The following is a 25977-nucleotide window of genomic DNA, read 5'->3' on the forward strand; positions in this document are numbered from 1 at the left end:
ACGCAGGGCATCGCTGATCACACTCTGACAGCCGGTCTCAACCAGCAACGCGACGTCGCGGGCAATGACCTGTGGCAGATGCGTCCGCAGAAACTCCACCCACGTCCGCGTCTTCGCGTCGATGAACTTGCGCGACGGATACAGCGCATAAACATTCATCTTCTGCAGCGTGTATTCCGGCAGCACGCGGACGAGAGATCCCGTTCGCAGTCCGTCGATGGCCGCGTACAGCGGCAGCATCCCGATACCCATGCCTTCGCGAATCGCCACGATTAGCGATTCGGCGATATTCACCTGCACGGGCCCGCTCACTTCCAGCGCCTCGCTGCCGTTCGGACCATCGAGTGTCCACTCGCTGGTCGGAAAGGCCGGCGTCTTGAGCAACAGACAGTCGTGATGCAGCAGATCGGCGGGTGTTTGGGGCGCTGCGTGCGCGTGAATGTAAGCGGGCGACGCGCACAAGATGCTGAATGTCGTCCCGAGCAGAAGCGATACGAGATCGGAATTGGGCAACGTCGACGCTCCCACGACAGCGACATCGGCGCTGCCTTCGAACAGATCCGGCATCTGCTGCGAAAGCGTGAGTTCGACGGCAACTTCGGGATAAATCTCGCGATATCGCGAGATCGCAGGCAGCACGTAGTGCTGGCCGATGCTTGCAAAGCTATGCATTCGCAGCACGCCCGACGGCCGCTCATGCGCGCCACTTGCTTCTTCTTCAGCATTATCGACATCAGCAAGAATCTGCTGACATCGCTTCAGATATCTCTCACCAGCGGTTGTCAACGCGAGGCGTCGCGTCGATCTGTTCAGCAGACGCGTCCGTAGATGCGCCTCGAGTTCTGAAACCGCGCGGGACATCGCGCCCGTCGTCGTATTGAGCGATTGCGCCGCTGCCGTGAAACTGCCCGCCTCGACAACGCGCACGAACACCCGCATGTTTTGTAACGTATCCATCAATTCTTCTTGACTGACATCAAGCCGTTATTGTCCGCCTATTGCATGCCGCCATTGTTGAGTGTTCTGCAAGGGATGTTCCCTACGCCTCGCATTAATTCGTACAACGCAGGCTCCTACAATCGGCGCCTTCAGGGCGGGAGTGTGCATGTTCGATGCCGCGCTCCTCCGACAATAGCCAAGCGCGGTCTCAACGAATGAAACCCCAGCATGCGATGAAGCAAGTGTCGTCCGATGCCACTCTCGGATGGCGAGCCGGCATGTTGCGGGCAATCACCGACGCGAGCGAAGAGTGGGCGACCACCGACGGCCTCGTCTGGCTTCATCTCTTCAAAACGGTGATGGCAGCGCTGCTCGCGCTGGGTATCGCGATGCTGCTCGAATTGCAGCAGCCGCGCACTGCGATGACGACCGTGTTCGTCCTGATGCAGCCGTTCAGCGGAATGGTGCTCGCAAAGAGCTTCTATCGGATTGTCGGGACGTTCGTCGGGATGCTGGCCGCGCTGCTGCTCGGCGCATTGTTCGCGCAGCAGCCCGAGCTTTACATGCTCGGCATTACGGCCTGGATGGGCGCCTGCGTGGCGGCGGCGGTCCGATATCGGCATTTTCGGTGGTACGGCTTCGTGCTTGCGGGTTATACCGCTGCGCTGATCGGCATTCCGACCGTCATGGAGCCGAACGGCCTGTTCCTCGCCGCGTTGACGCGCGCCGCGGAAGTGGCGATCGGCATCATCTGCTCGGCCGCAGTGAGCGCGCTGATCGTGCCGCGCCGTTCGAGCCTGGCGCTGCAAAACGCACTGCAACTGAGGCATCTCGATTTTACTGCCTTCGCCGTGAAAGTGCTGGATGGGGCGGTCGAGCGAGGCACGTCGGAGCGCTATTTCGCGGATCTCGTCGACGAAGTGGTGGGCTTCGAAGCGACACGCGCGTTCGCTGCCTTCGAGGACCCCGGCATGCGTTCGCGCAGTCAGGTGCTTGCAAGGCTGAACCACGAGTTTATGGACGTTTGCGCGCGTCTGCATGCATTGCATCAGTTGAGGAAGCGTCTGCGAGACAACCAGTCGATTCTCGTTCTGCAATCGACAACGCCGTATTTTCGCGAACTGTCGCGATTGCTCGTGGCACACACCGAACGACGCTTCGATTCGTCCGATGCTGCCCGCATCGCGATCAGACTCAAGAGCTTTCAGGCGACGCTGCCCGCAAGAATGCGCGCGACGCGGCGTCCGCTGGAATCGAGCGAGCCTCGATGCCTGCCGGACTTCGATACAGCGGGAGAGTTGCTGTATCGCTTCGTCGGCGAGTTCATTCGATACATCGATACGTACGCGTCGCTCGAGACCAATAACAACCCGGCGCGCGAGCGCCCGCCCGTGCGTTACGCGAGCCGGACCAATGGGTTTGTCGTCGCGTGCACGTTTGCGCGCACGGCGGTTGTCGTCGGCTCGATCAGCGGGTTCTGGATCGCGACCAATTGGCCGAGCGGCGGCATGGCCGTGATCGGCGCCGCGCTCACTTGCGCGTTGACGTCGTCCGCGCCGAACCCAGTCAAGCTCGCACTGCAGATGTCCGTCGGCGCGGCGTGCGCGACGATCGTCGGCTATCTCGTCACGTGCTACGTGTATCCCGTCATCGATGGCTTTCCGCTGCTATGCGTGATGCTCGCGCCTGTGCTCGCTGCGGGGACGTTTCTCGCGTCGCGCGCGAAGACTTCAGGCTACGGCGTCGGCTTCACGGTGTTCTTCTGCCTGCTCGCCGCGCCCGACAACGTCGTCGTGTACGCACCGGACCTGTTGATCAACAACGGCATCGCGATCGTCGTATCGATGCTCGTGACGGCGGTGGGCGCCGCGATCGTCTTCCCCGTGCAGATGCCATGGCTGATCGCGCGCATCGAAGGCGATCTGCGCAGTCAGATCACGCTCGCCTGCACGGCGCCGCTCACGGGTCTTGCGCAACGCTTCCAGTCGAGCACGCACGACCTGATGCACCAGTTGCGCATGCTGTTGCCCAGGCGCTCGCGACGTCACCGCTATGCGCTCAGATGGATGCTGGTGACGCTCGAAGTCGGTCACGCCGTCATCGATCTGCGCGCCGACGCCGAGCGCGCGGCCTACGCGACGCAGTTGCACACGCGTTGGAACCCTTCACTCGATCGCGTCACGCGCGAGCTCGCGCGACTTTTCGAGCGGCCCGACAAGGCGAATGCACAGCGCGCGCAAATCGCCGTGCGCGCCGCGATGCGTGTCGTGCAGCAGGTGCTCGATGCCGTCCATACGGATCGCGAGAAGCGCCACGACCAGCAGCGCATCCTCAGTTGCCTGCACTTCATCCGCACGACGCTGCTCGACAAGGATGCGCCATTCGGCGCGCGTTAGCCCGGTTAGCCGCGGCGAACATCGATCTTGCCGCAACCTGGAAGAATGCCTTCCGCCTGGCCCTCTTAATCCGCGCCGATCCCAGCCCTATAGTTGGAGCCACTGCTCCCGCAGTCACTGAACCGAATGGAGAGATTGAAATGAAAGCGCTGAAGTTGGTCCTGATTGCCTGTTCGTTGTCTGCTGCTGCCCTCGCGCACGCGCAGACAGCGCCGGCGGACGAAAGCGCGCAACAGGTTGCCCAGTCGAGCGCAGCACGCGTCGCTCAACCCGAAGCGCAGCGTCCCGCCACGGCACCGGCAAAGAAGGCCAACGACTGTGTCGGTCCCGTGAGCTACTGCGTGATGTACTTCGGCAGCTAACCCGAACGGCACGGCGAAGCACCTGCAACACAGCATCAACTGGCATCAGGCGGCAACCGGACGACGCACACCGACAACAAGACGTGCACTTCGGCTGCCGCGAGCGTGACATCGGAGAGACTTTCATTCATGTACGAAGACCGGATTCGTTGTGCCGCGTTGCGCGGCAAGATCACGTCGGCGGCGCAGGCAGCGCTGCTGATTCACGATGGCATGCACGTCGGCGCGAGCGGCTTTACGCGCGCGGGCGACGCGAAGGCTGTGCCCGTCGCGCTGGCCGAACGCGCGCGTAACGAAGGCAAGCCGCTGCGCATCACGCTGATGACGGGCGCTTCGCTCGGTCACGGCGTCGACAGCCTGTTGACGGATGCCGGCGTGCTCGCGCGCCGTTTGCCGTTTCAGGTCGACAACACTTTGCGCCGCGCGATCAATCGCGGCGACGTGATGTTCGTCGATCAGCATCTGTCCGAGACGGTCGAAATGCTGCGCGCCGGCCAGCTCGGCAAGCTGGACGTGGCGATCATCGAAGCCGTTGCGATCACGGAGACGGGCGGCATCGTGCCGACCACTTCCGTCGGCAACTCGGCGAGCTTCGCGATTCTCGCGGACAAGGTCATCGTCGAAATCAATCTCGCGCAGCCGCTCGCGTTCGAGGGCTTGCACGACATCTGGATTCCGGGCCGCCGCCCGCATCGCGAGCCGCTGCCCATCGTGCGTCCGGGCGACCGCGTCGGCACAACCGCGATCGGGATTCCGCCCGAGAAGATCGCCGCGATCGTCATCACGGACAAGCCCGATAGCCCGTCGACCGTGCTGCCCGCCGACGAAGATACTGCGCGGATCGCGGGTCATCTGATCGAATTTCTCCAGCATGAGGTGTCGCATGGGCGCATGCCCTCTCCGCTGCCGCCGCTGCAGGCTGGCATTGGCACGATCGCGAATGCTGTGCTGGCCGGCTTCGTCGAGTCGCCGTTCGAGCCGTTCACGATCTACTCGGAAGTCCTGCAGGATTCGACCTTCGATCTGATGGACGCGGGCAAGGTCACGTTCGCATCGGGCGCGTCGATCACGTTGTCCGAGAAGCGCCAGGCGCAGGTGTTCGGCGAACTCGCGCGCTATCGCGACCGTCTCGTGCTGCGTCCGCAGGAAGTCAGCAACCATCCGGAAGTGATTCGCCGACTCGGCCTGATCGCGCTGAACACGGCGCTCGAGTTCGACATCTACGGCAACGTGAATTCGACGCATGTCGGCGGCACGCACATGATGAACGGCATCGGCGGCTCGGGCGACTTCGCGCGCAACGCATCGTGCGCGATCTTCGCGACGAAGTCGATTGCGAAGGACGGCGCGATTTCGAGCGTCGTGCCGATGGTCCCGCACGTCGATCACAACGAACATGACGTCGATATCGTCGTGACGGAAATCGGCCTCGCGGATCTGCGCGGACTCGCGCCGCGCGAGCGCGCGTCGCTGATCATCGACAAGTGCGTGCATCCCCTCTATCGCGATCTGCTGCGCGACTACTATCGCGACGCGCTGCGCTTCGGCGGACAGACGCCGCACGTGCTGCGCGAAGCGTTTGCATGGCACGCGCGGTTTCAGGAAACGGGATCGATGCTGCCGGGCCAAAAGGTCACGGCGTGATAGAAACGGGATCGGAGCGTCACGGCCGAGGCCCAGTCGAAGCTCAGTTGATCCATCAGTTGATGCTCAGGCGCCGCTGCCGACCAGACGCAATCGCGTAATTTCCGACGGCGCGCCCAGACGCTTGGGCGGTCCCCAATACCCGGTGCCGCGGCTCGTATAGACCCACAGGTTATCGAGCCGCGAAAGCCCGGCGACAAACGGCTGTTGCAGCCGCACAGCGAAATTCCATGGAAAGAACTGGCCACCGTGCGTGTGGCCGGACAGTTGCAGCGTGAAGCCCGCGTCGGCAGCGGCTTCGGCCGTGCGCGGCTGATGCGCGAGCAGCACTCTGATCAGCACGTCGCCGGGCGCGCCTTCGAGCGCCGCGGCCGGGTCGCTCCGATGCGTGGGATCGAAGTGCCCCGCCGTATAGTCTGTGACGCCCGCGATCACCGCCTGCGCGCCGTCGTGCTCGACGACGACATGCTCGTTGAGCAGCACACGCAGGCCCAGACGCTGAAACTCGGCGATCCACGCATCGGCGCCCGAATAGTATTCGTGATTCCCCGTCACCAGGTAAGCGCCATGACGCGCGCTCAGGCGTGACAGCGGCCGCGTGTGCTCGGACAGCCGCTCGACGCTGCCATCGACGACATCGCCGGTCACTGCGATCACATCGGGCTCCAGTCGATTCACGGCATCGACGATGGCATCGACGTAACCGCGCTTGATGGTCGGGCCGACGTGAATATCGCTGATCTGCACGATCGTGAAGCCATTGAGCGCGCGCGGCAGATCGTCGATCGGCACGTCGATCGACACGATACGCGCGCGGCGCCGTGCATTGACGAAGCCGACGGCCGTCGACATCAGCGCGAGCAGTGGCACCGCGATCGCGCTGTCGGTCTCCCACTGCGCGACGTGAACGGCTTGCGGCGCGAGCATCTCGACGATCAGCACGACGAGCAGCATCAGCTCGCGCGCGAACGTCAGCACGAGCAGCGACGAAAAGAAGCCGAGCGGAAGCAAGCCCGCCCACGCGAGCCGGTCGCCGAGTGGCTGCCGTTCGATCGTGCGCGCGATCATGCCGAGCGGAATCAGCAGCACGGACAGCACGAGCCATAGCGCGCACAGCCACTTCACGGCGTTATCGACGGGCAGTTCGGGAATGATCCGGATGCCCACGTACACGTGCAGCAGAATGCCGATGGCGATGATCCGGACAAGAAACGATAGGCGGCGCATAGGTGGAAGCAGGGCGCTGGCGCAGCGCGGGATACGAGTCGCAGGGAGCACGCCGACAGACCAGGAGAGACAGACGGAAGGCGGCCAGTCATTCTACAAGCAGTTTTGCGCGCTTGCCGAAGGCTCGCCGCCGTGCCGCGGCGCAGGCGCTGTCCACGCGCTGCGATGCAGCACGATGGACGCGACAAGTTCTTCGTCATGCCTATTAAATGGGTATTGAGTTGCGGACATGAACGGACTATTCTGAAAATGAGCGCACTGTCGTCTGCAGTCACCGCGTTCCGTTTCCGGCCTGAACGAACGCGATAGATACCCTGCCAGCGACAGCCGCGCGCTTGATCGCCATATCGGATCGAGGTGGGGGGCAAAGATGAAAACGACAAAGATCACGCATCGCGAGCATCACATCGGCTACGAAGGCAGCCATGTGATGCTCCCGATGGTCGTGCTGTCGCTGATGGCGCTCGGCGTCTACTACGGCGTGCGCAGCATCGACTTTTCCGAGCTGGGCCGCACCGCGCTTTTCTATGTCGTGATGGTGTTCGTCGCGCTCGGCGTGGCGGGGCTCTTCGGCGTCGCCGCCGCATGGCTGCGCTCGCGAGGCGACGAGGCCGAAGAGGGCTTCTGCTTTGTCGGCGCGCTGGTCGGCGCGATCGTGTTTTACGTCGCGATGCTGACCAGCTGAAGCCGCCTTCCGCGTGCGACGCGTATCAGCGCGCCGCGATCAGCAAACGTCGATTTGCACCGTCCGCAATCAAACGATCCGCGCCGCTTCGTCGAACGAAAGGCGCGGGCTGCGCGGAAAAAGTTTCGAGTGATCGCCGTAACCGAGATTGATCAGAAAGTTCGACTTGATGGTCGTGCCGGCGAAAAACTCCGCATCCACCTTCGCCTTGTCGAAGCCCGACATCGCCCCCGTATCGAGGCCAAGCGCACGCGCGGCCATGATCAGATAGCCGCCTTGCAGCGTCGCGTTGCGAAACGCGGTATCGGCGATCGCGGCCTCGTTGCCGGCGAACCAGCTGCGCGCATCGGCGTGCGGAAAGAGCTTCGGCAGATGATCGTAGAACGCCATGTCCATGCCGACGATGGCCGTGACGGGCGCCGACATCGTCTTCTCCAGATTGCCTTCGGACAACGCGGGAAGCAGCCGCGCCTTGCCCTCGGGCGTTTTAACGAACACGAAGCGCGCCGGGCTCGAATTGGCCGATGTCGGGCCGAGCAGCACGAGTTCCACCAGTTGCCTGAGCAGCGAATCGTCGACGGGCCGTGGCTGCCAGCCGTTGTGCGTGCGGGCGGTGCGGAACAGTTGATCGAGTGCGTCGTCGGAAAGAGTCATGATGATGGGCAGTACGGGGTTTCTGGAATGCGGATGAAAGCGCAAGCTGGACGGCAACCGTGTTGCATGGGACGGGAGTAAGTGCTCTGCATGGGACCGGAGTAAGTGCTAAAGCGCTAACTCCGGTCGACACCTGACGCGTCGCAGCGGCACGTCCGATAATAACGCTGTTCCCTTGAAAGAGAGGCTTCGCGAGCGCTGGCTCGCGATCGCAATATGATGTCCGCCGATTTGTTCGACGATTTGCCGACCCCCGATGTCGCGTGGTTCCCCGAGTGGCTCGCGCCCGCCGCCGCCGCGCAGTTGCTCGCGCGCGTCGTCGAGGAAGTGGCCTGGCGGCAGGACTCGATGTTCACGCCCGCGGGCCGCGTGCCGCTGCCGCGCCTGACCGCGTGGCAAGGCGAGCGGGATGCCGTCTACATGTACTCAGGCATCCGCAACGTGCCGCAGCCGTGGACGCCCGCGGTCGCGGAACTGAGGTCGGCCGTCGAGGCAACCTGCGATGCGCCGTTCAACAGCGTGCTGCTCAACCGCTACCGCAGCGGCGCGGACAGCATGGGCTGGCACGCGGACCGCGAGCCCGAACTCGGCAAGGAGCCCGTGATCGCGTCGGTGAGTCTCGGCGTGGCGCGCCGGTTCGATCTGCAGCACAACAGGACGGGCGTCGTGCAGTCGTATCGGCTGAAGGGCGGCAGCCTGCTCGTGATGCGCGGAAGGACCCAGGCCGAATGGCGGCATCGCGTGCCGAAAGAGCCAAAGGTGCAGGGCGAGCGCGTGAATCTGACGTTCCGCTTCATTACGCCCGGAAAGTAGCCCCGCCGGATTGCTACACGCGCATTAAAAATTAGAAGAAATTTATGCGCATAAGGAACCGGTTTCAGCCAGCGGATTCGATGCGGCGATGAATGGTCGGCGCGAGCCGATCGAACGGCAGCGTGCTCGCCGCGATGGCGGCCACATCCCGATACTGCTCGCGGACGATATCGGTCAGCACCTGTCCCGGCGGCGCTTCGACGAACACCGTTGCGCCCATTTCGACCATCAGCGTCAACGCGTCGAACCAGCGGACCGTGTAGCGCATGTTGGTCGCCAGATCGTCGCGGATGGCGTCGGCCGTATGCAGCGCGCGGCCGCCGCGATTGCCGACGTAGAGACTCGAAGGCGCGCGAAACGGCACGCTGCGCGCATAGTCGGTCAGCGCGTCGGCGGCTGCGGCTAGCAGTTCGCAATGCGACGGCACGCTGACGACAAGCCGCGTCGCCTTGCGCGCGCCTGTCGCCAGCGCGCGCTCGATGAACGCATCGAGCGCACGGTTCGATCCCGCGACGACGATCTGGCGCGGCGCATTCACGTTGCCGACGTACACGCGCTCATTGCTGTCACGCGCTTGCGCATCGGCGAGCCGTTCGACTTCGTGCTCGGTCATTCCCGCAATCGCCGCGAGTCCGTAGCCGCTGGGGTAGGCGTCTTCCATCAGCTCGGCGCGCTTGCGGACCATCAGCAGCGCATCGGCGAACGCGATCGAGCCGCAGCTGACAGCCGCAGCATACGCGCCCACCGACAGGCCCGCGCTGATCTCCGGCGCGAGTCCTTCGGCTTCGAGCGCGCGCTGCATCGCGACGCCTGCGATCAGCAAGCCCGTCTGCACGGCGACGGTCGATTCGAGCGCCGTCGGCGTGTCGAGCGTGAGCACATCGACGCCGAGCGTCTGCGATGCCTCATCGAGCGTCGTGCGAATCGCGGCATGGTCGCCGAGACGATGCAAGAAGCCTTCGGATTGCGCGCCCTGACCAGGAAAGAGAAACGCGAGCATCAGCGACCCGCCTGCGTGTGAACCCGCGCCCACGGATCGGCGACGAGCCGTGGACCGCTCGCGTCTCGTGCCATCACGCGCGCCTTGCCGGACGCATATTCGACGAGCGCGACGCCGCCCGCTGGCGTTTCGAGTTGCGCGTCGATGCGGATGCCGGCGCGCATCGCATGCGTGTCGAGCAGGGTTTGCAGTCGCTGCGCTTCGTCGCGTGGAAAATGATTCGGCATCCGTATCAACAGATCGAGATCGCTCGTCGAAGTGACGGTCGGCGTGAAGGTCGCGAGTTCGAAGCCGACGCTTCCCGTCGGTCCCCATGCGAATGTGTCGAGCGTCGAAGACGAATCACGGCGCAACGCATCCAGCGCGACGAGCGCAGACAATGCGCGGCGATCCGCACCGAGCGTCGAAGGCGACGGCAACCCTTCGGGCTTCACCACAGCCTCGATATCGTCGGAGCGCGCCCACGTTCCATACCGCTCGTTACGCGCCGCGCCGCGCACGCCCACTGCGACAAAACCCGGCGCGACTTGCGCCCGTCTCACGACGACGAACGGCGCACGCGCGAATGCATCGCGGACCCACGCCGGCTCGTTGTCGAACGCTTCGAGTCGATGCAAACGCAGAATGTCATGTGGCTGCCAACGCGGGTCGCCTGAAGCGGCCGCATCGTCGAGCGCAAACGGAGCAACCGCGCTCTCACGCATCACGCAGCATCCCACTGCTCGGCGAGCCGACGCCGCACTTCGATCGACGCCGCGCGCGTCTGTTTCGCCGTATCCGATTGCAGCCGCCGCGACAGCCCGCGTTCATCGGACCGCGCGCTCTGCACTGATTCGGCCAGCACGCGGCGCACGCGTTCGATCTGTGCATCGGTCGGCGCGTCGGCATCGACGCCTTCGATCAGCATGTCGAGCAGCCCGAGCTTCGCGAACGACGCCATCGTGTACGACATCGGCGTGATCGTTTCGCCGAGCTTGTCGAGTTCCTCGACGGTGCGTCGCGTGACGCGCGCGGCCGCTTCCTTGCCCATCGCGTGCACCATCGTGCCCGGCGCGTCGAGCGCGACGATCCGGTTCGCCTGATAGCCGTGCGCGAGGAACGCGCCCGACATCGCCGGTCCGACGATCAATGCGACGACGGGATGCCCGGCATCGCGCGCGCTCGCATACGCATCGACGGCCGACGCGCACGCGAGATGAATGCCGAGCGTCTCTTCGCGATAGCCGTACGCCTGGCTCTTCACATCGACGATCGCGACGATGGGGCGCTTGCGGTCCGACGACGCATCGCACGCGATGACATCGCGCACCGCTTGCGCGAGCCGCCAGCCCTGTTCGAGGCCGACGACGTTGTCGGTTGCGCGCGGAAAGCGGTTGTCCGGATCGGGCACGACGGCGATGAAGCGTGCCGCTTCGCTGCCAAGCGCGCCATCGGCGGACCAGACGGGCGCGGCAACGGCTGTGTCGCCCGCGAGCGCCTTGAACCAGCGCATGCCGCGTGTGAGGGTCTCGTTGTTGCTCGTTGGGCTCATCATTGCTCCTTGCGCGGCGCGGCCGTCGAGTCTGGTTCGAACACCTCACGCATCGTGTCCGGCGATACGTTCGCGGGATCGATCCGCGCAAGCCGCTCCAGATACACCGACACCTGCTCGCTGCGATGCGCCGCGGGCACGCCGCGCGCGAACGCATCGCGAATCGCTGCGCGGATCGCGTGCGCGTCGTCGTCGACGAGCGCGTCGGCGAGTCCCGTCGCCACGCGCTGCTCGCCGCCGATCATCTGCCACACGCGGCGCCGGTCGCTTGCATCGAGCTCTTCGATGCCCGCTTCCTGCTCGATCACTTCGGGGCCGTTCATGCCGAGCCGCCCCTGTTTCGTCGCGATCAGATACGAGCACAGCCCGGCCGCGAGCGACATGCCGCCAAAGCAGCCGACCATCCCCGCGATCACGCCGACGACGGGCACATGACGCCGCAACGCGACGATCGCCGCCTGGATTTCCGCGATCACGGCGAGCCCGAGATTCGCTTCCTGCAAGCGCACGCCGCCCGTTTCGAACAGCACGACGGGCCGCACGATCTTGCCGCGCTTGCAATCGCGCAGCGCGAGCTCGAGCGCTGCTGCGATCTTGCTGCCCGATACTTCGCCGATGCTGCCGCCTTGGAACGCGGACTCGATCGCGGCGATCACGGCGGGCTCGCCGTCGATCGTGCCGCGCGCGATCACGGCGCCGTCGTCGGCCTGACAGACGATGCCTTGCAACGGCAGCCACGGCGATCCGATGCGATCGAACGGACCGAGCAGTTCGCGGAACGTGCCTTCGTCGAGGAGCGCGCGCGCCCGCTCGCGCGCGGGCAGCTCGATGAAGCTGTCGCGCAGCGCCGGCGCGGGCGCGACGGATGTCATCGTCGTGCTCATGCGCTCGCTCCCTGGTCGTTCGCTTCGGCGGCTTCGACTGCTTCCGCGAGACGCAGCGCGACGACGCCCGGCGTCGCGCCGAAGTCGTTGATTTCGATGTGCGCGGCGCCGTCATAGCGCGTGAAGAAGCGGTCGAGCACGCTCTTCCAGATATGCCCGTAACCGTCGACGCTGGTGCGTACCGTCACCGACGCCTTCATCGCGTCGGCGGGCGACAGCAGCACTTCGAGATCCCCCGAGCCGACGACGCCCACATGCGCGCGTGTCGTGATCGCGCGTTGCGCCGGATAGTCGAATGTCATCTGTTCCATCAGTTTCAGCTCCCGCTGGCCGCGCGATGGGCCAGCCTGTCGATGAAGAGGGTGGCGGCGAGCAGATCGGCCGCTCCGCCGGGAGAAGCGTTGAGCGACAGCAGCTCGGAGTCGAGCGCATCGAGCGCCGCGCGTCCCGCCGCCGTAGATGTGCCGCCCGCCGCGAGCACGACGTGCGCGCCGCGCTGACCCGCGCGCAGACCGGCGAGACCCGCGCGATGCAGCAGGCACGTATCGTCGAGCGAGGCCATGATCGCGAGCAGCGCGTCAAGACGCGCGTCGTCCTCGCGGATGCCCTTCGCGCGCGCCGCGCGCAGTGCGGGCAGACCGACGCCGATCACATGCGGAAAGCCGTCCTGCGCTTCCTGTCGTGCGCCGCCGACGCCATACCGCCGACGCACTCGCTCGCCGTGGCTGTCGGCGGGCGAGGCGAAGCGATCGGGAAAGCAGGCGATCTGCGCGGCGAGTTCGCAGACGCGTGCAGCATGCGAGTGTGCATGCGCATGCGCGTGGACATGTGCGTACGGCGTCAGCGCCGGCGTTGCAAGCTGAGCGTCTTCGTCGAACACGATGGCCGCGCCCGCGACCAGCAGGCCGACGATCCATATCGCGCCGCGATGTGCATTGCTGCCGTCCGTCGCGCGCATCATGTCCTGTTCGCCCGCGCGTCCGAGCTGCGCGAGTTCCGTGCGCAGCGTCGCGGACGGCATGCGGCCACGCGAGGCGCGCGCGAGCGCCGCGAACGTCGGTTCGAGCGCGCGCGCCGAGCGCAGCATCAGCGGCAAGTCGAGATCGCGATGCGCGCCGCTGCCGCGCGCATCGACGAGCGCGGGCTTCGGTGTCAGTTGCGCTTCTTCGATCAGCGAAGCGACGGCGAGATCAGCGAGCGTCGTGTCGGACAGCGCGCCGCACCGGCGGCCGAAATCTTCGACGCGCGCGCGGCGAACAGCAGCCGCTTCCGAACGCAAGGTGGAAAGCAAGCCCATCGCGTCACCAGCTACGGAAGCGCGCTGGCGGCGTATAGAGTCCGCCCGACCAGGTGACGAGATCGTCGATGCTGCGCGCCGCGAGCAGCGAGCGCTTCGCTTCGCCGCGCCGGATGCCGAGGTCTTCCGGATACGCGACGATGCCCCGGCGGCGCAGCTCGGCCGTCTTTTCAGGCTTCGCGCGCAAGCCGATGGGCGTCACGCCCGCGACGGCGGCAACGGCAGCGCGCCGCTCATCGATGCCTTCCGCCTTGTGCAGATGCGCGATGCCTTCTTCCGTGACGACGTGGCTCACGTCGTCGCCGTAGATCATCACGGGCGCGACGGGCATGCCGCTTTTCGCGCCGACGGCGACGGCATCGAGTTCATCGACGAAGGTCGGCTCGCCGCCTTTCTTGTACGTTTCGGCCAGTTGGACGACGAGCTTCTTGCCGCGCGACACGGGGCCCTGGTCCTTCAGCAGCTTGAGCCACGCTTCGCTCGAATGACGCCGGCCGCGCGGATCGTGTCCCATGTTCGGCGCGCCGCCGAAGCCCGCGAGACGCCCGCGCGTGACCGTCGACGAATTTGCGTCGCCGTCGATCTGCAGCGTCGAGCCGATGAAGAGGTCCACGCCGTACTGCCCCGCGAGCTGGCACAGCACGCGGTTCGAGCGCAGCGTGCCGTCGTTGCCCGTGAAGAACACATCGGGTCGCGCTTCGATATACGCCTCCATGCCGACTTCGCTGCCGAAGCAATGCACGCTCTCGACCCAGCCGGACTCGATCGCGGGAATCAGCGTCGGATGCGGATTGAGCGTCCAGTTGCGGCAGATCTTGCCCTTGAGGCCGAGCGATTCGCCATAGGTGGGCAGCAGCAGTTCGATCGCGGCGGTGTCAAAGCCAATGCCGTGATTCAGCGACGAAATTCCATACGGCGCGTAGATGCCCTTGATGACCATCATCGCGGTGAGCACCTGCAAGTCGCCGATGTGGCGCGGATCGCGCGTGAAAAGCGGCTCGACGGCGAACGGGCGGTCGGCCTGCACGACCACGTCGACCCACGACGCCGGAATATCGACGCGCGGCAGTTCATCGACGATCTCGTTGACCTGCACGATCACGATGCCATGCCGGAACGCAGCGGCCTCGGCGATGGTCGGCGTGTCTTCCGTATTCGGGCCGGTGTAGAGATTGCCGTGACGGTCGGCCTTTTCCGCGCACAGCAGCGCGACGTGCGGCGTGAGGTCGACGAACATGCGCGCATACAGTTCGACGTACGTATAGATCGCGCCGATTTCGAGCTGGCCGTCTTCGAGCAGTTGCGCGACGCGCAGGCTTTGCGGACCGGCAAACGAGAAATCGACCTTGTGCGCGATGTTCTTTTCGAAGAGCGTCAGATGCTCGGGCCGGCTGATGCTCGAAATCAGCAGATGCACGTTGTGCACCTTCTGCGGATCGACTTTCGCGAACGAGCGCGACAGGAAGTCGGCCTGCTTCTGGTTGTCGCCTTCGAGCGCGACGCGGTCGCCGGGACGGATCAGCGTTTCGAGCGCATCGACGATGCGCGCGGCGGGAAGAATCCCGTCTTCGAGCCAGGGCTCGATCGCGGCGAGCCGGCGTCTTTTCTCGTCGCGCCTGGTGGTCCATGAGCGCGCGGCAGGCGCTTCCGTTGCCTGTGCCAATTCGAGCTTGGCTGACTCGACTCGTTGATTCATCGGCGCTTCAACTCCCGATAATGGATGGAGTGCGCGCGGGCCGTCCGCGCCGTCGGCGCGGGGCCGCCTCGGCGGCTTCGGCTTGCGCGCGCTCCGTCAAGAAACGATAGACAAACTCGCCCGTGCCCAGCAGGTGCGCCGATACGAGCGCTTGCGCGGCCGCGACATCCTTGCGCTCGACGGCCGCGAGGATCTCGGCGTGCTCGGCATCGGACGCGCCCTTGTACTCGGGCATGCCGAACTTGAGTCGCAGATAGCGCTCGCCGCGCCGGTGCAGCGACGAGATCATCTCGGCCAGTTGCGGGCGGTTCGCGGGCGCGTACAGGCAGGTGTGGAACGCCTCGTTGCGCGTCACGTAAAGCGCGGGGTCCGGCTCGCTCTCGGCCGCTTTGCAGAGCGCCGCCGCTTCGGCGAGCGTCGCGGCCGTGTGATTCGGAATCGCGAGCGCGATCGCGAGGCTTTCGAGCGCCGAGCGGATCTCATAGATCTCGCGTGCTTCGTCGGGCGTCAGTCGCGCGACGGTCGCGCCCTTGTTCATCTCGACCTTGACCCAGCCTTCGCTTTCCAGCTGACGCAAGGCTTCGCGCACGGGAATCGCGCTGACCGAAAAATGGCGCGCGATCGCGTCCTGGCGCAGCGGCGCGCCGGGCGCGAGCGTGCCGTCGATGATCGCCGCGCGCAGCGCTTCCGCGATCACGCGCGGCGTGCTGGCCCGCGGCGTGTACGCCGTCGGCAGAAGAGGAGCGCACGGAGCGCTCTCCAGGGGAAAACCATCGGTTGCGTCGTTCATGACATCAAATATTATATATAAAAATGAACAATTTCCAGCGGGACAAACCCGGGGTTTTCAAGAGGCACGGCGCTGACGCGCTTCCACTCGCGCATGCGGCTTCCCGGCATGCAGGGGGAGCCGCTGCGTCGTGACGGTCACCCAATCCAACCGTAGCACTTGGAGGAGCAGGAGCATGAATTCATCGATATCGGACCGGGCAGGAACCCTCCGGCAGCGTACACCGCTCAACCGGTCGCAGATTGCCGGATTCTGGGGCGCCTGGGCGGGCTGGACGCTGGACGGGATGGACTCGTTCATCTACGCGCTGGTGCTGACGCCCGCGCTCACCGAGTTGCTGCCGCGCTCGGGCTATGCGGCAACGCCCGCGAACGTCGGCCTGGCCGGTTCGATCCTGTTTGCGCTCTTCCTTGTCGGGTGGGGTCTGTCGTTCATCTGGGGGCCGCTCGCGGACCGCTTCGGCCGCACGAAAGTGCTGGCGGGCACCATCTTCACGTTCGCGATCTTTACCGGGCTGTCGGCGACGGCGCACAACGTGTGGGAACTGGGCATCTTCCGCTTCATTGCGGGCGTCGGCATCGGCGGCGAGTGGGCGCTGGCGGGCACCTACGTCGCGGAGTCGTGGCCCGAGGACCGGCGCAAGATGGGCGCGGGCTACCTGCAGACGGGCTATTACGCGGGCTTCTTTCTGGCCGCTGCGCTCAACTACACGGTCGGCGTGCACTTCGGCTGGCGCGCGATGTTCCTGACGGGCGCCGTGCCCGTGTTCGTCGCGATCATGATCCTCACGCGCGTGAAGGAGTCGGACAAGTGGAAGAGGGCGGAAGCGCGCGACGTGGTGCACGTGAAGCCGATGCGCGAAATCTTCGGGCGGACCTATCGCCGCCGCACGTGGGTCGCTTGCGCGCTGTTGACCATCGCGATCATCGGCTTGTGGGCGGGCGCCGTGTATGAGCCGTCGGCTGTGATCCAGCTCGCGGCGCGCGCCGGCATGTCAAAGCCCGAAGCGACGAAGATGGCGTCGATGGCGACGGGCCTGCTGTCGATCGGCACGATTCTCGGCTGCCTCGCGCTGCCGCCGCTCGCCGAACGCATCGGCCGCAAGAAGACGCTTGCCGTCTATTTCGCGGGCATGGCCGTGTCGATCGTCGGCAGCTTCGGCTGGGCGTTCTATCTGCCGAACGGGCTCGCGCCGTTCATCGCGTGGCTTTTCGTGCTCGGCTTCTTCGGCGGCAACTTCGCGCTCTTCAGCCTGTGGCTGCCGGAGCAATTCGAGACCCGCGTGCGCGCGACGGCGTTTGCGTTCTGCACGTCGTTCGGCCGCTTCGTCGGCGCGGGCGTGAACTTCCTGCTCGGCGCCGCCGTGCTCAACATGCACACGCTCGGCGTGCCCGTCGCGCTGACGGCGGTTGCGTTCATCGTTGGCCTGTTCATCATTCCGCTTGCGCCGGAAACGAAGGGTGAAGAGTTGCCGCAGTAACGGCGTCTCTTCTTACGATCGGCCTGTCCATGCAAACTGCGCCGGAAACGAAGGGAGAGGATCTGCCGCAGTAACAGGTTTTCTTCTATCGGTCGGTCTCTCCATGCAAACGCGGCGCCTCGATGCGCCGCGTTTCGTTTTTCTGCCTTCGCTCGCGACGCTCAGCGCCGCGCGTGCCCCGGCTTCTGGATGCGCAACGCCGACAGCAGCGGCCAGCCGAGATTCACGCCCAGGCTCGCGACCACGATCAGCGCCATGCCGCCCATCTGCGGAACACTGAGCGCGCGTCCGTAGACGATCGCATCGACGGCGATCGCCGTCAGCGGATAGACGAACAGCAGCACGGCGATCACGGGCGTCGTGAGCTTCGGCAGCGCGCCGTAGATCAGCACGTACGACAGCCCCGTATGCAGCACGCCCATGCCGATCAGCCAGAACCATTGGACGGGCGCGATATGCCCGGCGCCCAGCGGCGCGATGAACGGCAGACACACGACGCCGACGGCACATTGCGCGAGCGTCAGCAGATGCGGGCGCAGCTCGCCGAGACTCTTCGCGATGAGCGTGACGCTTGCATACAGCACCGATCCCGCGAGCGCCTCGCCGATGCCGATCAGGTAGCTCGCATGCCCTTGCAGCGCGCCCGTTGCCGCGACGCCCGACGCGAGCACGAGCCCGACGAACGCCGTCGCGATCCAGCCGAGCCGGTCGATGCCGAGCCGCTCGTTGAACAGCGCCGCGCCGATCAGCACGACCCAGAACGGCTGCACGTGGAACACGACGGTCGCCACGGCGATGCTCGTGCGATGAATCGCATCGAAGAACCAGACCCATTGCGTGACCATCAGCACGCCCGACAGCATCGCGAGCAGCACGGTGCGCCGCGTGAAATGGCGGCGCGCGAAATAGCCTTGCCACGCGCAGTACGCGGCGAGCGAGATGAAGCCGAACAGACACCGGAAGAACACGAGCGTGAGTGCGCCGAGCCGCGCTTCCTCGACGAACACGCCGATCGTGCCCATCAACAGGCCGCCGCTCGCGAGCGTGAGCGCGCCTTGCTGGCTTCGGCTGAGCGATAGCGGCGACAGGGACGGCATGGCAAACGGCTCCTTGCTTTGAACGGCATTGAGTGGTCGGATGCGTCCGAGTATCGGTGTGTTTGCCTTCGCGTGACAAACGAATAAAATTGAGAAATTCCATAAGCCGGATTGATGAATCATGCATCCCGAGTTCGACGTCGATCTGTTGCGCACCTTCGTCGCCGTCGTCGAGGCGGGCAGCTTCACGAAGGCGGCCGTTTCCGTGCATCGCTCGCAGGCGGCCGTCAGCATGCAGATCAAGCGGCTGGAGCGCATGCTCGGCACGACGCTTTTTGCGCGCGACACGCGCAATCTTTCGCTGACGCGTCCGGGCAACACGCTGCTCGAATACGCGCGGCGCGTGATCGATCTGCACGAGGAGGCGTGGTCGGCCATCGTGCGGCCCGAAGTGACGGGGCGCGTGGTGCTCGGCGCGCCGGACGATTACGTGTCGTCGTTGTTGTCGCCGGTATTGAGGCGCTTTTCGAACCTGTATCCGCATGTGGAGATCGAGATCGTCTGCGCGCAGAGCACGGCACTCGCGCCGATGCTCGCGGACAACAAGATCGATCTCGCGTTCGTCACGCGCGACCGCAAGCTGCGCGGCGAATTCGTGCGCAGCGAGCCGATGGTGTGGGTGGGCGCGTCCGCCGATACGCCTGTGCTGAACGTCTCGCCGTTGCCCGTGGGCCTTTACGAGCCCGGCTGCGTCGCGCGCTCGAACACGCTGGCCGCGCTCGACCGCGCCCGCATCCGTTATCGCGCCGCGTACAGCAGCGCGAGCCTGAGCGGTCTCGTCGCGACGGTCGATGCGGGCCTCTCGGTGATCGCGCTCGCACGTTGCAGCGTGCCGTCGCGGCTCGCGATCCTCGGCGCCGAGCAGGGCTTGCCGACGATCGAGCCGCTCGACATCGTCGTCGCGCGCAGCGCGAAGTCGGACCGTCCGACCTGCGACTATCTCGCCGCGCAGATGGTGCAGGACCTCTCGGTGCGCGCGCCGGCCCGCGAGCCGCGAGAGGCGCGTGTCAGGGCGTGACGTGCTATTCGCGTTGTGTGTCGCTATCCGCGATTACATGCTGCGCTTACGCCATATGCGTGTCACGGGTGTTGTCGCTCGCATTGGGTGAGGCTTTCCAGGAGCAGGCCCGCGATTTGCCACGCGGCCTTGGGTCTGACGAAAACGCGAACGCGAGCCGGGTCCGCGTGTCGAAGCGACACACTCAGGACGAACTCGTCGGGCCGAACTCGTCGGAACGAACTCGACACGCATCCGCGACGTACGTCACGCATCGATCACATGACAGGAGGGCCTTCCATGAAGACACGCATTCTTTCCACGGCGCTACTCGCTACGGGCCTGCTCGTGAGCAGCGCCGCTTTTGCGCAGCTAAACCTGCAACAGTTCGGCATCGGCGGCGGCAATTCATCGGGCAATGCCGGTGGCAACGCGGGAGCGGCCGCTTCGTCGGGAGGCATATCGCAGCTTCTGCAGAACTACGTCGGCGCGAACCAGCAGGTGTTGAGCGGCCAGTCGAGCCTCGCATCGGCGATGGGGCTGTCGAGCGCGGCCAGCCGGGCGCAGCAGGCATCGGGCCTGTTGAGCGGCGGCACGCCTTCCGTCAGTCAGCTGTCGCAGGTCGGCAGCACGCAGCAGTCGCTGTCGCAGACGCTCACGCAGGCATTCGCGAACCAGTCGTCATCGGGATCGTCAAAGCCCGTCGACAAGCAGGCGTTCTCCAACGGCCTCGCGTCGCTCGGGCAGGGCGTGAGCCAGTATTCGAGCCTGCAGTCGAGTCTCGGCAGCATCGGGCAGATGAGCCCCTCGTCGCTGCTGCAATCGGGCATGAATCCGCAGTCCGCGCAAGCGGCGTCGTATATCGCGCAGTCGGCGCCGGGGCAGTTGCAGTCGCTCGCGTCGACGCTGAGCGCGGCCGTGCAGTACGCGACGAGCCATGGCATCAGCGTGCCGTCCATCGCGACTTCGGCGCTCAAGGGCTTTTGAGGTGTGTGACGGGCGAGGTCGTTGCGAGTGGACACCGCTTAGCGACGATCGATCGGGTGCTAATGGGCGTATGCGTTTAGGGACTTTACGCATCGCACGCTGCAATGAAGGTACGCTTTCGATTCGATGCCGCACGACGCATCGCGCTGCGTGAGGCATGCGCTTCACACAGCATGCGCACGATGGGCAACGCGACAGGCAACAACAGCAACCATCCTGGATGGGACCGGAATGTGTGCTCTGCATGGGGCCGGAGTAAGTGCTAAAGCACTAACTCCAGCCGACCGCTCTGCATGGGACCAGAGTAAGTGCTAAAGCACTAACTCCAGCCGACAGCTAAAGCGCCAACTCGACAAGGAGAACCCGATGTCCACCACACTCGATCTCGACCGCTATTTCAAACGTATCGGCTACACGGGCCCGAAGGCCGCGACGCTCGACGTGTTGCGCGATCTGCAACGCTTGCATCCGCAGTCGATTCCGTTCGAAAACCTCGACCCGTTGACGGGCCGCCGCGTCGAGCTCGGACTACCCGCGATCGTCGACAAGTTGATCGAACGTCGGCGCGGCGGCTATTGCTTCGAGCAGAACGGCCTGTTCGCGCGCGTGCTGATGCAGCTCGGCTTCGACGTGACGCCGATGATCGCGCGCGTGCTATGGAACCGCGAGCCCGATGCGATCACGCCGCGCACGCATATGGTGCTGCGCGTGAGCGTCGGCGATCAGCCGTGGATCGCCGACGTCGGCTTCGGCGCCGTCACGCTGACAGCGCCCTTGCGCCTGCAAACAGGCGTCGCGCAACAGACGACGCACGAGCCGTTCCGTCTCGCCGATGCGTCGCAAGGCTCGTTCGATCTCGAAGTGCAATCGGGCGAGACGTGGCTCAAGACCTATCGCTTCGATCTGCAGCGCGCGGAGTGGATCGATTACGAAGTGTCGAACTGGTACACGTCGACGCATCCCGCGTCGTTCTTCACGACGAGTCTTGTCGTGTGCCGCGTGACGCCGGAAGGGCGGCTCACGCTGTTCAACGACCGGCTCACCGCGCGCTCGAAAGACGGCGAAGCCATCGAGCGACACATCGAGAGCGCGCACGAACTCGAGACGTGCCTGCGCGACACGTTCCTGATCGAACTCGGCGATATCGACGTCGCGGACATCTACAGGCGCGTGTCGACGGCGGGCCAGCCCGCCTGACATCCGTCTGACTCCCGTCTGACATTCGAACGGGCACCAACGATGATCGCGCGTCTCGTCATCCAGAACGTACTGTGGATCGCCTTCATGGGCGTGCTGCTGTTGGGCGCGGCGCATACGCTCGCGTGGCCGGCCGCGTGGTGCTATCTGACCGAACTCGGCGGACTCGGCTTGTGGATCGGCGTGTGGCTCGCGGGCTACGACACGGCGCTGCTCGCGGAGCGGCTCGGCTCGTTCTCGCAGCGCGGCCAGAGCGCATGGGATAAGGTCTTTCTCGTGTGTGTCGCGATCGTATGGTGCGCGTGGCTCGTGCTGATGGGACTCGACGCGCGGCGCTTTCACTGGTCGTCGATGGGCCCTTGGCTGCAGGCCGCCGGTGCGCTTGCTATTCTGGTCAGCATGGTCGCGATGCGGGCCGTGTTTCGCGCGAACAGCTTTGCGGCGCCCGTCGTGAAGATCCAGGCAGAGCGCGGCCACAAGGTCAGCGACAGCGGGCCGTATGCATACGTGCGTCATCCGATGTACGCGTGGGCCATTCTGTTTCTCGCCGGCACGCCGCTGATGCTCGGCTCGTGGTGGGGCCTCGCATGCGTGCCGCTGCTCGTCGCGGCGCTTGCTTATCGCGCGGTGCTCGAAGAGCGCATGCTGTGCGCGCAGCTCGAAGGCTATGCGCAATACGCGGCACGCGTGCGCTATCGGTTCTTGCCGCATGTCTGGTGATCCCGCTTTGTCAGGCCGTTGCAAGCTCCGCTCGCGTGCCGACGAAAAACATGGCGAACCGAAGTAGCAGCAGCCATCGCAAACTCATCGCAAACGAGGAACGTTCATGGCCAGGAACACGATTGCGGATTACCTCGCAAAGACGCTCGCCGCAGCAGGCGTCAAACGCATCTGGGGCGTGACAGGCGACAGTCTCAACGGTTTGGCGTTCAGTCTCGATCAGGTCGGCTCGATCCGCTGGATGCACACCCGTCACGAAGAAGCGGCCGCATTCGCCGCGGGCGCCGAGGCGGCTTCGAGCGGGCAGCTTGCCGTGTGCGCGGGCAGTTGCGGCCCCGGCAACCTGCATCTGATCAACGGGCTCTACGACTGCCACCGCAGCCATCAGCCAGTGCTCGCGATTGCCGCGCACATTCCGTCGACGGAAATCGGCCTCGGGTACTTTCAGGAAACGCATCCGACGGAAGTCTTCAAGGAGTGCAGCTACTTCGCCGAACTGGTGGTGAACGCATCGCAGTTTCCGCGCGTGCTCGAACGCGCGATGCGCACGGCGATCGAGCAGCGCGGCGTCGCCGTGATCGTGCTGCCGGGCGATATCGCGTTGAGCGAAGGGCCATCGCAGGCGCCTGTGTGGAATCCCACTGTGCCGTCCGCAGTCCTTCCGCCCGACAGCGAACTCGCGCGCCTCGCGACGATGCTCAACGACTGCGAAGCGGTGACGATCATGTGCGGCAGCGGCGTCGCGGGCGCGCACGACGAAGTGGTGAAGCTCGCGGACACGCTGGGCGCGCCCATCGTCCATGCGATGCGCGGCAAGCAGTTCATCGAATACGACAATCCGTTCGACGTCGGCATGACGGGGCTGCTCGGCTTCAGCTCCGGCTATCACGCGATGATGTCGTGCGATGTGCTGCTGCTGCTCGGCTGCGATTTTCCGTACCGGCCGTTCTATCCGCCCGATGCGAAGGTCGTGCAGATCGACTGGAAGGGCTCGCAGCTCGGGCGGCGCGCGCCGCTCGCGATGGGGCTCGTCGGCACGGTGAAGGAAACGGTCGCCGCGCTGTTGCCGAAACTCAAGCGCAAGGACGACCGCACGTTCGTCGACATGGCGACGGCGCACTACCAGGAAGCGCGCCGCGACCTCGACGAGCTCGCGACGCCTTCCGACCCGGGCCGCCCGATTCATCCGCAATATCTGACGCGGATGATCGACGAAGCCGCCAGCGACGACGCGATCTTCACCGCCGACGTCGGCACGCCGACGCTATGGGCCGCGCGCTATCTGACGATGAACGGCAAGCGGCAACTGCATGGCTCGTTCAATCACGGGTCGATGGCGAATGCGATGCCGCAGGCGCTCGGCGCGCAGGCGGCGCATCCGGGGCGGCAGGTCGTGTCGCTGTCGGGCGACGGTGGCCTGTCGATGCTGCTCGGCGATCTGCTTACCGCGCGCCAGCTCGATCTGCCCATCAAGGTCGTTGTGTACAACAACAGTCTGCTTGGCTTCGTGTCGATGGAACTGAAAGCGGGCGGCTATCTCGACACGAACGTCGATCTGAGCAAGACCGATTTTGCGCAAATCGCGAAAGGTGCGGGCATTTTCTCGGTTCGCGTCGAGGATTCGGAAGAACTCGAAGGCGCGCTGAAGCAGGCATTCGCGCATCGGGGGCCGGCGCTCGTCGATGTCGTCACCGACAAGCATGAGCTCGCCATGCCGCCGACCATCGAGCTTTCGCAGGCCAAGGGCTTCAGCCTCTACATGCTGCGCGCGATTCTCAACGGACGCGGCGATGAAATCGTCGAGCTGGCAAAGACGAACCTGCGATAAAAAGAGCCAACGCGGCGCGCAACGCTTGCCGATGCGCGTCGCATTGCAATGCAGCGACACAGCATTGCAGTCTCGCGGCGAAGGTCTATAACAGAAGCAGCAGCGCGGATCTTCTCTGCGCAGCCGGCATTCGAACCACTCCATCCCGGCCTTTTCGCGCCGTGCTGCGCCGCCCGACAGACTCGGGGGCTGTCCGATCAATCGCGTACAAACAGATGGCACGCTGCGGCGCGGATGGCTGCTGCGCGCGGATTCGCGCTCGCGCGAACCGATCGAAACGATGCTGGTCACGCGAGCGGTGCATGAGCGTCCGGCGGATCGCGATGGACGACTGTCGCGTTCCGTCTGCATGGAAGGAGTTCGACATGAAGATCCTGATGGCGTTACCGATGGCGGGCGCGCTGTTGCTGGCCGTGCCTGTCGCGACAATGGCGGATGAAGTGGCGCAGAGCAGCGACGCATCGAAAGCGACGATGCAGAACAACGCGAATGCGTCGGCGCAGGCGACGACGGATATGTCGTACGGGGGCTCGAAAGATACGGGCATGACGTCGTCGGGCAAGGCGATGCCACATTCGCGCAAGTGCTCGACGGGCACGCAATGCGACATCTACTTTGGCAATTGAGCGGCGACTGAGGCGATATAACCCGCAACCTCATTGACTTCCCCAGGCAATGCGCAGGCCGGCGCGCGATGTTGCACGACGTGCATGAAGCGCCGGCTGCGATTGCTTCGATCCCATCGATTACTGCCGCGCGTGCCTTGCGGCGTCCTCCACCTTCGCGGCCGTGAGAATCTGCGCGGCGCGGCCCTGCGCCTGACAGTGGCGGCGCAGGGTCATGTGCGCGCCATTTAGCTGCCGAAGAAGATGTTGCAATAGCTCACCGGGCCCACACAGTTGCTGTTGCCCATCTCGGTGCGCGCCGGCTTGCCCGACGACGTGCCCGTCTGCGCGACGCCGCCGACGGCTTCGTTATCCGGCTTCGGGTTGTCTTGTGCGGCGATTTTCGCTTCGGCGGCCTGGATGTCGGCGGGGTAGTCGATGTCGTTCGCGCGGCCCGGCTGATAGCCAGCCTGTTCGACGCGAATGAGATCGGCGCGAACCTCTGCGCGTGTGAGGGGGCCGTTCGACTGCGCGAAGCTCAGAGCGGGAGCGGCCAGTGCGCCGGCTGCGACTGCGAGACAAACGAAGATTTTCTTCATGATGAGACTCCTTGAAAGTATTGACCGAAAAATAGTTCGGTATCCTTAAGTAAAAAGGCTCGATTTGGACCGTCGGATAAGGCCAGGGTCCGGCTACAATCTGGCTACAAACGTGCTGCTTGAACTGATGAATCAACTGCTGCGTACGGCTGTCGGCTCTTTGTCCCTGCGATGAGTTCTGGTTCGAATCTGCTTGCTACATCCACACAAACACAGCGGCTTCGAATTTCATTCCCGATACGCGGAAATTTTTGTCTTGCGGACACGGCCGATCGCGCGCAGCGCTCTGGAGATGAGCAGGCCAGCCTCGATGTGGGGAGTCGTCATGCGAAGGCATGACCGATCGTTCGTGTTGTGCCCAAGGGCGCGGCGGTTCGCTATGGGCGCACGCTCGCGGTGCATGCGCGCACCGCACAATTCGCGAACCTGTCTAGTCAGCTGCACCAAGCTGACGCGAACCCTTCATGCACGTTCCGGTGTCCATGTTCGCCTGTGAAGCCCATGTTCGTAGGGGCTTACCCGAATAATTCAATTATTTTCAGCGAATCC

At 64.9% G+C, this 25977-nt stretch carries 25 protein-coding genes; 12 read left to right on the top strand and 13 right to left on the bottom strand.

Annotation, left to right across the window (positions count from 1 at the left end; translation table 11 throughout):
- On the bottom strand, positions 1-957 hold a 957-nt coding region (locus BN2476_RS01175), incomplete at its 3' end, for a LysR family transcriptional regulator (RefSeq protein WP_087732393.1).
- A gap of 197 nt (positions 958-1154) precedes the next feature.
- Here BN2476_RS01175 and BN2476_RS01180 point away from each other — a divergent pair.
- The 3 genes from BN2476_RS01180 (at position 1155) to scpC (ending at position 5341) form a co-directional block, all read left to right on the top strand.
- A complete protein-coding gene (locus BN2476_RS01180) occupies positions 1155-3335 on the top strand; it encodes an FUSC family protein (protein ID WP_087732337.1) in 2181 nt (726 codons plus the stop codon).
- A gap of 140 nt (positions 3336-3475) precedes the next feature.
- A complete protein-coding gene (locus BN2476_RS01185) occupies positions 3476-3697 on the top strand; it encodes a hypothetical protein (RefSeq protein ID WP_087732338.1) in 222 nt (73 codons plus the stop codon).
- Between the two features lie 129 nt (positions 3698-3826).
- Positions 3827-5341, top strand: a complete 1515-nt coding sequence (scpC, locus tag BN2476_RS01190; RefSeq protein WP_087732339.1) for a succinyl-CoA:acetate CoA-transferase ScpC — start codon at positions 3827-3829, stop codon at positions 5339-5341.
- 66 nt (positions 5342-5407) lie between these two features.
- Here scpC and BN2476_RS01195 read toward each other — a convergent pair whose 3' ends face one another.
- Positions 5408-6568: a metallophosphoesterase gene (locus BN2476_RS01195; protein WP_087732340.1), complete on the bottom strand. Its 1161-nt coding sequence runs from the start codon at positions 6566-6568 to the stop codon at positions 5408-5410.
- Positions 6569-6938: 370 nt separating this feature from the next.
- On the opposite strand from BN2476_RS01195, the gene BN2476_RS01200 reads away from it, so the two are divergent.
- Positions 6939-7253: a hypothetical protein gene (locus BN2476_RS01200; protein WP_087732341.1), complete on the top strand. Its 315-nt coding sequence runs from the start codon at positions 6939-6941 to the stop codon at positions 7251-7253.
- A 69-nt stretch (positions 7254-7322) separates the two neighbouring features.
- On the opposite strand, the gene BN2476_RS01205 is transcribed toward BN2476_RS01200, so the two are convergent.
- Positions 7323-7907 (bottom strand): malonic semialdehyde reductase, encoded by a 585-nt coding sequence (locus tag BN2476_RS01205; RefSeq protein ID WP_087732342.1) that lies wholly within the window; start codon positions 7905-7907, stop codon positions 7323-7325.
- A gap of 219 nt (positions 7908-8126) precedes the next feature.
- Here BN2476_RS01205 and BN2476_RS01210 point away from each other — a divergent pair, with 219 nt between their 5' ends.
- On the top strand, positions 8127-8720 hold the full coding sequence (locus BN2476_RS01210) for an alpha-ketoglutarate-dependent dioxygenase AlkB family protein (protein ID WP_087732394.1): 594 nt from the start codon (positions 8127-8129) through the stop codon (positions 8718-8720).
- Positions 8721-8784: 64 nt separating this feature from the next.
- Here the strand turns inward: BN2476_RS01210 and mdcH are convergent, their stop codons facing one another.
- Genes mdcH through BN2476_RS01250 form a run of 8 tightly spaced genes read right to left on the bottom strand, consistent with a single transcriptional unit; the run spans position 8785 to position 15918 of the window.
- Entirely contained in the window at positions 8785-9720 is a 936-nt protein-coding gene (gene mdcH, locus BN2476_RS01215) for a malonate decarboxylase subunit epsilon (protein ID WP_087732343.1), read from the bottom strand.
- Entirely contained in the window at positions 9720-10424 is a 705-nt protein-coding gene (locus BN2476_RS01220) for a malonate decarboxylase holo-ACP synthase (RefSeq protein ID WP_087732395.1), read from the bottom strand. The genes mdcH and BN2476_RS01220 overlap by 1 nt, the downstream gene beginning before the upstream one ends.
- A complete protein-coding gene (mdcE, locus tag BN2476_RS01225) occupies positions 10424-11251 on the bottom strand; it encodes a biotin-independent malonate decarboxylase subunit gamma (protein ID WP_087732396.1) in 828 nt (275 codons plus the stop codon). The genes BN2476_RS01220 and mdcE overlap by 1 nt, the downstream gene beginning before the upstream one ends.
- A complete protein-coding gene (locus BN2476_RS01230) occupies positions 11251-12135 on the bottom strand; it encodes a biotin-independent malonate decarboxylase subunit beta (RefSeq protein ID WP_087732344.1) in 885 nt (294 codons plus the stop codon). Before BN2476_RS01230 ends, mdcE begins: the two co-directional genes overlap by 1 nt.
- Positions 12132-12446, bottom strand: coding sequence for a malonate decarboxylase subunit delta (locus tag BN2476_RS01235; protein WP_087732345.1), 315 nt, complete (start codon positions 12444-12446; stop codon positions 12132-12134). The genes BN2476_RS01230 and BN2476_RS01235 overlap by 4 nt, the downstream gene beginning before the upstream one ends.
- 5 nt (positions 12447-12451) lie before the next feature.
- Positions 12452-13432, bottom strand: a complete 981-nt coding sequence (locus tag BN2476_RS01240; RefSeq protein ID WP_087732346.1) for a triphosphoribosyl-dephospho-CoA synthase — start codon at positions 13430-13432, stop codon at positions 12452-12454.
- A gap of 4 nt (positions 13433-13436) precedes the next feature.
- Positions 13437-15128, bottom strand: coding sequence for a malonate decarboxylase subunit alpha (gene mdcA, locus BN2476_RS01245; protein WP_087732347.1), 1692 nt, complete (start codon positions 15126-15128; stop codon positions 13437-13439).
- 7 nt (positions 15129-15135) lie between these two features.
- Positions 15136-15918 carry a GntR family transcriptional regulator gene (locus BN2476_RS01250; protein ID WP_087732348.1) on the bottom strand — a complete coding sequence of 261 codons (783 nt, stop codon included), beginning with the start codon at positions 15916-15918 and terminating at the stop codon, positions 15136-15138.
- Positions 15919-16093: 175 nt separating this feature from the next.
- Here BN2476_RS01250 and BN2476_RS01255 point away from each other — a divergent pair, with 175 nt between their 5' ends.
- Positions 16094-17398 (top strand): MFS transporter, encoded by a 1305-nt coding sequence (locus tag BN2476_RS01255; protein WP_087732349.1) that lies wholly within the window; start codon positions 16094-16096, stop codon positions 17396-17398.
- 161 nt (positions 17399-17559) lie between these two features.
- Here BN2476_RS01255 and BN2476_RS01260 read toward each other — a convergent pair whose 3' ends face one another.
- Complete coding sequence (locus BN2476_RS01260; protein WP_087732350.1) at positions 17560-18495, bottom strand: DMT family transporter; 936 nt, start codon at positions 18493-18495, stop codon at positions 17560-17562.
- Positions 18496-18616: 121 nt separating this feature from the next.
- Here BN2476_RS01260 and BN2476_RS01265 point away from each other — a divergent pair, with 121 nt between their 5' ends.
- The 6 genes from BN2476_RS01265 (at position 18617) to BN2476_RS01290 (ending at position 24850) form a co-directional block, all read left to right on the top strand.
- On the top strand, positions 18617-19513 hold the full coding sequence (locus BN2476_RS01265) for a LysR family transcriptional regulator (protein WP_087732351.1): 897 nt from the start codon (positions 18617-18619) through the stop codon (positions 19511-19513).
- A 279-nt stretch (positions 19514-19792) separates the two neighbouring features.
- A complete protein-coding gene (locus BN2476_RS01270; RefSeq protein WP_087732352.1) occupies positions 19793-20479 on the top strand; it encodes a hypothetical protein in 687 nt (228 codons plus the stop codon).
- A gap of 366 nt (positions 20480-20845) precedes the next feature.
- The gene (locus BN2476_RS01275) at positions 20846-21676 is read left to right on the top strand and encodes an arylamine N-acetyltransferase family protein (protein WP_087732353.1); all 831 of its coding nucleotides are present in this window, start codon (positions 20846-20848) and stop codon (positions 21674-21676) included.
- Positions 21677-21718: 42 nt separating this feature from the next.
- Positions 21719-22396: a methyltransferase family protein gene (locus BN2476_RS01280; RefSeq protein ID WP_087732354.1), complete on the top strand. Its 678-nt coding sequence runs from the start codon at positions 21719-21721 to the stop codon at positions 22394-22396.
- A gap of 106 nt (positions 22397-22502) precedes the next feature.
- The gene (gene poxB / locus BN2476_RS01285) at positions 22503-24224 is read left to right on the top strand and encodes a ubiquinone-dependent pyruvate dehydrogenase (RefSeq protein ID WP_087732355.1); all 1722 of its coding nucleotides are present in this window, start codon (positions 22503-22505) and stop codon (positions 24222-24224) included.
- A 365-nt stretch (positions 24225-24589) separates the two neighbouring features.
- Positions 24590-24850: a hypothetical protein gene (locus BN2476_RS01290; protein WP_087732397.1), complete on the top strand. Its 261-nt coding sequence runs from the start codon at positions 24590-24592 to the stop codon at positions 24848-24850.
- A gap of 227 nt (positions 24851-25077) precedes the next feature.
- Here BN2476_RS01290 and BN2476_RS01295 read toward each other — a convergent pair whose 3' ends face one another.
- The gene (locus BN2476_RS01295) at positions 25078-25428 is read right to left on the bottom strand and encodes a DUF4148 domain-containing protein (RefSeq protein ID WP_087732356.1); all 351 of its coding nucleotides are present in this window, start codon (positions 25426-25428) and stop codon (positions 25078-25080) included.
- Positions 25429-25977 lie beyond the last annotated feature (549 nt).

The sequence above is a fragment of the Paraburkholderia piptadeniae genome, from assembly GCF_900007165.1.
GTDB lineage: Bacteria > Pseudomonadota > Gammaproteobacteria > Burkholderiales > Burkholderiaceae > Paraburkholderia > Paraburkholderia piptadeniae.

What these genes read in the sequence shown, in the direction of transcription:
- BN2476_RS01180 (WP_087732337.1), top strand. Translation starts at nt 1,155, where the DNA reads ATGAAACCCCAGCATGCGATGAAGCAAGTGTCGTCCGATGCCACTCTC.
- BN2476_RS01185 (WP_087732338.1), top strand. Translation starts at nt 3,476, where the DNA reads ATGAAAGCGCTGAAGTTGGTCCTGATTGCCTGTTCGTTGTCTGCTGCT.
- scpC (WP_087732339.1), top strand. Translation starts at nt 3,827, where the DNA reads ATGTACGAAGACCGGATTCGTTGTGCCGCGTTGCGCGGCAAGATCACG.
- BN2476_RS01195 (WP_087732340.1), bottom strand. Translation starts at nt 6,568, where the DNA reads ATGCGCCGCCTATCGTTTCTTGTCCGGATCATCGCCATCGGCATTCTG.
- BN2476_RS01200 (WP_087732341.1), top strand. Translation starts at nt 6,939, where the DNA reads ATGAAAACGACAAAGATCACGCATCGCGAGCATCACATCGGCTACGAA.
- BN2476_RS01205 (WP_087732342.1), bottom strand. Translation starts at nt 7,907, where the DNA reads ATGACTCTTTCCGACGACGCACTCGATCAACTGTTCCGCACCGCCCGC.
- BN2476_RS01210 (WP_087732394.1), top strand. Translation starts at nt 8,127, where the DNA reads ATGTCCGCCGATTTGTTCGACGATTTGCCGACCCCCGATGTCGCGTGG.
- mdcH (WP_087732343.1), bottom strand. Translation starts at nt 9,720, where the DNA reads ATGCTCGCGTTTCTCTTTCCTGGTCAGGGCGCGCAATCCGAAGGCTTC.
- BN2476_RS01220 (WP_087732395.1), bottom strand. Translation starts at nt 10,424, where the DNA reads ATGCGTGAGAGCGCGGTTGCTCCGTTTGCGCTCGACGATGCGGCCGCT.
- mdcE (WP_087732396.1), bottom strand. Translation starts at nt 11,251, where the DNA reads ATGAGCCCAACGAGCAACAACGAGACCCTCACACGCGGCATGCGCTGG.
- BN2476_RS01230 (WP_087732344.1), bottom strand. Translation starts at nt 12,135, where the DNA reads ATGAGCACGACGATGACATCCGTCGCGCCCGCGCCGGCGCTGCGCGAC.
- BN2476_RS01235 (WP_087732345.1), bottom strand. Translation starts at nt 12,446, where the DNA reads ATGGAACAGATGACATTCGACTATCCGGCGCAACGCGCGATCACGACA.
- BN2476_RS01240 (WP_087732346.1), bottom strand. Translation starts at nt 13,432, where the DNA reads ATGGGCTTGCTTTCCACCTTGCGTTCGGAAGCGGCTGCTGTTCGCCGC.
- mdcA (WP_087732347.1), bottom strand. Translation starts at nt 15,128, where the DNA reads ATGAATCAACGAGTCGAGTCAGCCAAGCTCGAATTGGCACAGGCAACG.
- BN2476_RS01250 (WP_087732348.1), bottom strand. Translation starts at nt 15,918, where the DNA reads ATGAACGACGCAACCGATGGTTTTCCCCTGGAGAGCGCTCCGTGCGCT.
- BN2476_RS01255 (WP_087732349.1), top strand. Translation starts at nt 16,094, where the DNA reads ATGAATTCATCGATATCGGACCGGGCAGGAACCCTCCGGCAGCGTACA.
- BN2476_RS01260 (WP_087732350.1), bottom strand. Translation starts at nt 18,495, where the DNA reads ATGCCGTCCCTGTCGCCGCTATCGCTCAGCCGAAGCCAGCAAGGCGCG.
- BN2476_RS01265 (WP_087732351.1), top strand. Translation starts at nt 18,617, where the DNA reads ATGCATCCCGAGTTCGACGTCGATCTGTTGCGCACCTTCGTCGCCGTC.
- BN2476_RS01270 (WP_087732352.1), top strand. Translation starts at nt 19,793, where the DNA reads ATGAAGACACGCATTCTTTCCACGGCGCTACTCGCTACGGGCCTGCTC.
- BN2476_RS01275 (WP_087732353.1), top strand. Translation starts at nt 20,846, where the DNA reads ATGTCCACCACACTCGATCTCGACCGCTATTTCAAACGTATCGGCTAC.
- BN2476_RS01280 (WP_087732354.1), top strand. Translation starts at nt 21,719, where the DNA reads ATGATCGCGCGTCTCGTCATCCAGAACGTACTGTGGATCGCCTTCATG.
- poxB (WP_087732355.1), top strand. Translation starts at nt 22,503, where the DNA reads ATGGCCAGGAACACGATTGCGGATTACCTCGCAAAGACGCTCGCCGCA.
- BN2476_RS01290 (WP_087732397.1), top strand. Translation starts at nt 24,590, where the DNA reads ATGAAGATCCTGATGGCGTTACCGATGGCGGGCGCGCTGTTGCTGGCC.
- BN2476_RS01295 (WP_087732356.1), bottom strand. Translation starts at nt 25,428, where the DNA reads ATGAAGAAAATCTTCGTTTGTCTCGCAGTCGCAGCCGGCGCACTGGCC.